This is a genomic window from Prosthecobacter sp., assembly GCF_044373815.1.
GTDB lineage: Bacteria > Verrucomicrobiota > Verrucomicrobiia > Verrucomicrobiales > Verrucomicrobiaceae > Prosthecobacter.
Genome location: NZ_JBIPNG010000391.1, coordinates 1 through 6,311, shown reverse-complemented (window position 1 = coordinate 6,311; position 6,311 = coordinate 1). Strand labels below are relative to the sequence as shown.

The following is a 6,311-nucleotide window of genomic DNA, read 5'->3' as shown; positions in this document are numbered from 1 at the left end:
CTTCTTCACGACCTCTGACAGCGCAAGTGCCGTGGCAAAAACCTTGTCAAATCGCAGGATCTTGTCGTCCTTGCCATCCACCACGCTGTTGCGGGTGCCATGTTTTTTAAAGCCCAGGATCAAGGCGTAGCCGAGGCTGAGATCGAGCGCAGCGCATTCGTTGATGCACTGCTCAGAGAGCAGCAGCAGGCTCTCCTGATAGTTGGGGAGATTCGACTCGTCACCCTGCAGCACTTTGCCAAAATTGAAGATGACCTCGGCATCGCTGTAGCGCCGCTCGATCGGCAGGGCGGTGTCCTGACGGCGGTGCACATGCAGCGGCAACACGGGAATTCCGGCCTTGAGCAAAAATTCCAGCTTCGTGCCTGGCACGGTGGTCATGGGGGAGACCATCGTCGCCGCCTCAGCAGGCAGATAGATGATGACAGCCCCGCTTTTGGCAGCGTCTGCCATGGCGCTGCGGTAGGCGGAGGTCTCGGTCTCACCTGGGGTGAACTCCATGGCGTGCACGCTTTCACGCTCCAGATGCACCCGCAGCAGCGGGTGAAGGGCGGCGCCTTTTTTCAATACATAAACGATCTCGCGGCCTGCCAGCACGAGTTCGAGTCGCAGCAGATCAAAGTATCCCAGCTGACTGGGCAGAATCAAGAATCCCCCCCCTGAGGGAATGTTCTCTTTGCCGAGGATGGTGAGGTCTTTGAGAGTGACGGGCTTTTCAGAGGCCATGGTGTGTGAGCGGAATGCAGGCGTACCTAAGCGGGGAGCAACGCGCATGCCAGCGGGAAAAGGGGCGGAGGGAAAGATGACGGTTGTTTGCTGTGGTTTGCGGTTGTTTGCAGTTGTTGGCTGTGGAACAGAGTTCTTCAAACCACTGTCAGCGCTTGCGCAGCGAGCCTTCAGCCATCGTCAACCACCGTCAACTTCCGCCAATGCCCCCTCCCCCGCGTTATCCCCGCCGTGAATCTCCCGCTCCGCCCCCTGCTGGCAGCGAGTCCTGGCTGCGACCTTGGGCGCAGATGAAGTACTTTTCGTTTCATCCGGCGGTGTATCCGAACATGCTCCGCGCCGTGTCCCCGGACGCCAAAGCGGGCGAGCTGGTGAATGTGTATGACAAAGAGGGCCAGCTTTTTGGCAGCGGCTTTTTCAATCCCAACGCCAAGGTGCCACTGCGGGTGCTCCAGCATGGCGATGATGTGCTCACCGAAGACGCCTTGGACGCCCGGGTGGATGCCGCCTTGGACCTGCGCCTGAAGACCCTCCGGCTCAATGAAACCACCGACGCCTGGCGCGTCATCTCTTCGGACGGGGACGGCCTCAGCGGCCTGACGGTTGATCGCTATGCCGATGTGCTTTCCATCGAAGTCACCACGCTCGGCGTGTGGCGTCGCTTGTCCCGCTGGCTGCCCAAACTGCACGACGCCCTGGGCACCAAGCAGCATCTCATCGAGGTCGATCCGGACATTGCCCGCATCGAAGGCATGCGCTACTCGGAGGTGCCGGAAGCGGACGCCCCCGCCCCGCGCGGCGTGCGCATTCGCGAGAATGGCGTGCGCTATCAGGTCGGATTCGAAGACGGGCACAAGACCGGCTTCTTCTGCGACCAGCGTGACAACCGTCTGAAGTTCGGCCATCTGGCCCGTGGCCGGCGCGTGCTGGACCTGTGCAGCTACACCGGCGGCTTTGCGCTCAGCGCACGCATCCATGGGGGCTGCGAGGACGTGACCGCCGTGGATCTCGATGAAAAAGCCATCGCCCAGGCGAAAAAGAACGCCGATTTGAACCAGGTCCGCATCGACTGGGTGCATGCGGACACCTTCACCTGGGGCCGCCAGATGCAGCAAAACGGGGCCCTCTGGGACGCCGTGGTGCTCGATCCGCCGAAGCTCGTCTTCGCCCGCGATCCCGAGGAAGGCCAGCTGGGCCGCAACAAATACTACGACATGAACGCCGTGGCCCTGGGCCTGCTGAAGCGCGGCGGCCTGTTCGTCACCTGCTCATGCTCCGGCCTGCTGGATGTCGCTGAATTTGAGGAAATCGTGATGCGCGCGGCCCACCGCAACAAGCGCCGCCTGCAGATCATTGATCGCACCGGAGCTGGTGCGGACCACCCGGTCATGTCAAACTGTCCCGAAAGCCGCTACCTGAAGGTGCTGTGGTGCATCGCGTGGTAAACCCGGGAAAAGTGTGAATGAATCGTTACAGGTTTCCTTTGCTACCTTATTCTGACTGTTTACTCTTAGCGTCCCATGAATCCAGAGGTGCAAAACATTGTGGCCGCAGGCAAGCTCCCTGCTGCTGACGGCGAGAAACTTTCCAAACTTGAACCCGGAACTTTCGTTCTCCACAAAAGCTGGGGCGTCGGCAGGATCGCTGAATGGGATTTGCTGGGCGACCGCCTGCTGCTCGATTTCGAAGGCAAGCCCGGCCATCCGCTCAAGCTCACCTTTGCGATCAGCTCGCTGGACATCATCTCCCCGGACCATCTTCTCGCCCGTCGTCTGGCGGATCTCGATTCACTCAAGGAAATGGCGGTGAAGAATGCCCCGGAACTGGTGGAGCTGGCCCTCAAGAGCAGCGGCAATACGCTGCACTTGGACGACTTGGAAAAGCTGCTCAAGGGCCGCATCGTTTCTGACGCCGACTACAAGAAGTGGTGGGAAGCCGCCAAGCGCGCGCTCAAGACGCACCGCCACGTGGTGGTGCCTGCCAAACGTTCTGAAAAGCTGGTGCTGCGTGACCAGGCTGAGAACGCCGGCACCCAGATGGTGAAGTCCTTCCTCGCCGCGCGCGACTTGAAGACCAAGCTCGCCACCCTGGCCAGCATCCAGAAGGACATCGATCTCTTCTCCGATCCGAAGACCGAACTGATCCCCGTCTTCCAGGACATCTCCGACTCCGCTCGCAAGAGCGTGAAACTGAACCTCAAGGAGTGCCTGCAACTCCTGCTCGCACGGGACGAACTCCTCGAAAGCCTCACCGCCGCCGCGCCGATGGGGTCCATGAAGATTTCCGATCTCATCACCGAGACGAAGGAAGTGCTCGCGGATTCCATCAAGGGCCTTTCCGCCAGCCTGCTCGGCCGCATTTACCGCGCCTTCCCCGAAGCTTTCCCGAACCGTGGCTGGGTGCCTGAGATCCTGCACCACCTCACCAAGACCGGTGGCCGCGCCGTGGCTGAGATCGCCACAGTGCTGGACGCTAACGACGAGCTCGACGTGCTGGCCGACGCCTTGAAGAAATCCCTGCGCAACCGCATGCTCTCCGCCGATCTGCTGATCTGGATGGCCCGCGAGCGCAAAGGACTGGCGGAATCCGTTTTCGACATCGATCTCGGCCATGCCATCCTCGGCGTCATTGAAAGCGACCACATGGAAGGTGGCCCGAAACGCACCGGCCGTCTCCAAGACCTGCTCTCGGACGACAAGACCCTGCTGGGTGAGATGGTGGCCGAAGCGGAGGACGAAGACGTCCGCCTGCTGGCCAAGCGCCTGATCAACGGCTCCCTCTTTGACGAACTGACCCGCCGCTCCCTCATGGCCCGCATCATCAAGGTGCGTCCTGAAATGGAAGCCATGATGGACGAGAACGCCGGGTCTCACAAAGACGACTCCCTCATCGTCTCCTGGGAAAGCTTGGAGAAGAAGAAGCAGGAACTGGAAGACCTCGTCAACGTCAAGATCCCTGACAACAAGAAGGAGATTCAGATCGCCCGTGACGAAGGTGACTTGCGCGAAAACGGCGGCTACAAGGCCGCCCGCGACCAGCAGTCCGTCCTCCTGCGCATGCAGGGCAAGATGGAACGCGAACTGCGCAACGCCCGTGGCACGGACTTCGCCAATGTGCCCACGGACAAAGTCGGCATCGGCACCATCGTCGATGTCGAAGACCTCGCTTCCGGTGCCAAGGACACCTTCACCATTCTGGGAGCCTGGGATGGTGATCTGGACAAGAACATCATCAGCTACCTTTCTGAGTCTGCCAAAGCCCTGATCGGCAAGGCTGTCGGCGAGGAAGTGGAGCTGTCCACTGACAGCCACCACGTCACCCGCAAAGTGAAAGTCACAGCTGTTCGCGCTTTCAAAGCGTAGCCAACAGTTGCCTCGACAAAACTCTCCGTCGCCAGCGGAGAGTTTTTTTATGACTGCTGATTCAGCATGATTTTTTTCAATTGAATGGTACGTATGCCATCAAATCCCCCCCAGCCATGGGGATTGTCTCATGATGTGCAAGCAGCCTATGCTTGCATGCAAGCCTCAACCCAATGCCTCCAGACTCCCTCTCTTTTCACTTCTCCAGGAGCCTTCGAGAAAACATCTTCATAGCTCGTCAAGTCAGCCTGTCCTTTCTGGCTGCAGTCGTTGCGGGGTTGTCACTCCCGGCGGATTCAGCGGCACAGATCACCCGTGCCGAAAATCTCAGCGTCATCCTCAGCGGCTTAGGGAGCAATCAGACCCCGACAGCCGCACCCGCAGCCACAGCCCCCGCTTCCGACCCCGCCGTTTTCGACACTGCGTCCGGGCCATGGGGACAAATGAAGTGCGCCTATGTTTACCTGGAGGCACCTGCCAGCCTCATTGAGGAGTTTCCTCTGCCAAGCCCGATCCCACGCTGGACCTTCCCAGCATCCTCGCTCTACAGCCTGCCCGCTTTCTTGACCAAAGCCGGCCTCTCAGAGTCGTTGATCTCCACCCTCCTCGCGCCGAAGCATCTGATCAAAGAAGGGTCTTTTATACACCTGCTGCCTCCCCTCGCTGAGCTGGAGGGCATGACCCCGAAAACGCGGACGGTGATTTACTCAGAACTGGCGAAGTACCCTGAGAATGAATATCAGGCGGATCCGGTCCTCATCATTGGCACCACGGTGGAGGAATGGTACCAAGGCAGCAAGCTGCGGCCTGAAATCATCAGCAAAATCAAACAGCTCAGCTACGCACGCGGTGACGCCATTGCCTTCAGCGACATCCCTGTCCTGCTGAATTACGCCCAGTCGGATTCCGAGGCCCGGGCCATCTTCAAGGCCTGCACCCGCACGCGCACCCTGATGATCCGCCTCAAGCTCGACAGAACCTCCAACGCCGAGGAAATCATCAAATACTGGAGTTTTGGCACCGGCCTCCGCCGCAAGGATTTGGAGCCCATGGTCCGGTCCATCATTGAACTCGACGGGGTGGATGACCTTGGACTCGTTCACATTCTCCCCGCGCTCGCCCGCAAGCTGCTCTACACCTATCCCGGCCTGGACATGGCCAAGCATGGCGTCATGCCGGACTGCCACTGGACTTCGCTCAACTTTTTCAACTACGAGCCTCATGAGTACCTGCTGGACGCACGTCTGGCCACCAGCCAGGTGCTGGAGCAGTTCACCCCGGTGGAGCCCCCGTATCAGTTCGCCGACGTCCTCTTCTTCCTCGACAGCACCACCGGTGACGCCTTTCACTCCTGCGTTCATCTGGCCGACAACATTGTCTTTACCAAGAACGGAAGAAATATCCTTTCCCCCTGGGTGCTGATGAAACTGGACGATGTCAAAAAAATCTACCTCTACAAGGGTGAAGGGCGCGTACAGGGATTCCGCCGCAAGGACATCGCCGCTCAGAAAAAGGCGGCGGACGAAGTACGCTGAGGCCGCAGGTTTTGACAGGCGGCTGCAATGAGCCGCCGGTGGCAGGCGTTAACACCCACCACCATGTCCTCCCGCCGCCACTTTCTCCACACCGTCCTCGGCACCAGTGCCGCCGCAGCCTTCGCCGCTGACGCCAAGCTTTCCTACAAGGGCGAAAACATCCAGTTTGGCCTCGTCACCTACATGTGGGGCGCCGATTGGGATCTGCCCACCCTGCTCAAAAACTGTGACACCGCCCAGGTGCTGGCCGTGGAACTGCGGATCGACCATGCGCACAAGGTCAGCACCGATCTCACCCCAGAGCAGCGCGCCACTGTGCGGAAGCAGTTTGAAGACTCCCCGGTGGACCTCCTGGGCATGGGCACCAATTTTGAATTTCACTCCCCCAAGGAGGACGAGCTGAAGAAGAACATCGCGGGGGCCAAGCAGTACATCAAGCTCAGCCACGACCTCGGCGCCAGCGGCGTCAAAGTGAAGCCCAACGGCCTCCCCAAGGACGTCCCCGTGGAGAAAACGCTCGCGCAGATTGGCAAGGCGTTGGCGGAGCTGGGAGACTACGCCGTCGGCTTTGGCCAGGAAATCCGGCTTGAGGTTCACGGCAAGGACACCTCCGAGCTGCCCCACATCAAGACCATCATGGACGCCGCCGACCGCGACAATGTGCGCGTCTGCTGGAACTCGAATGACA

At 59.9% G+C, this 6,311-nt stretch carries 4 protein-coding genes and 1 pseudogene; 4 read left to right on the top strand and 1 reads right to left on the bottom strand.

Annotated features, from left to right (window positions below; genetic code table 11):
* A pseudogene (locus ACIREA_RS24045) lies at positions 1-726 on the bottom strand (2-acyl-glycerophospho-ethanolamine acyltransferase); the annotation flags it as partial.
* A gap of 203 nt (positions 727-929) precedes the next feature.
* On the opposite strand from ACIREA_RS24045, the gene ACIREA_RS24040 reads away from it, so the two are divergent.
* From ACIREA_RS24040 to ACIREA_RS24025, 4 genes are all read left to right on the top strand, one after another.
* Positions 930-2,171: a class I SAM-dependent rRNA methyltransferase gene (locus ACIREA_RS24040; RefSeq protein ID WP_397384878.1), complete on the top strand. Its 1,242-nt coding sequence runs from the start codon at positions 930-932 to the stop codon at positions 2,169-2,171.
* Positions 2,172-2,246: 75 nt separating this feature from the next.
* On the top strand, positions 2,247-4,088 hold the full coding sequence (locus ACIREA_RS24035; protein WP_397384877.1) for a GreA/GreB family elongation factor: 1,842 nt from the start codon (positions 2,247-2,249) through the stop codon (positions 4,086-4,088).
* Positions 4,089-4,531: 443 nt separating this feature from the next.
* Positions 4,532-5,623: a hypothetical protein gene (locus ACIREA_RS24030; RefSeq protein WP_397384876.1), complete on the top strand. Its 1,092-nt coding sequence runs from the start codon at positions 4,532-4,534 to the stop codon at positions 5,621-5,623.
* Between the two features lie 63 nt (positions 5,624-5,686).
* The coding region (locus ACIREA_RS24025) for a sugar phosphate isomerase/epimerase family protein (RefSeq protein ID WP_397384875.1) at positions 5,687-6,311 on the top strand (625 nt) is incomplete at its 3' end.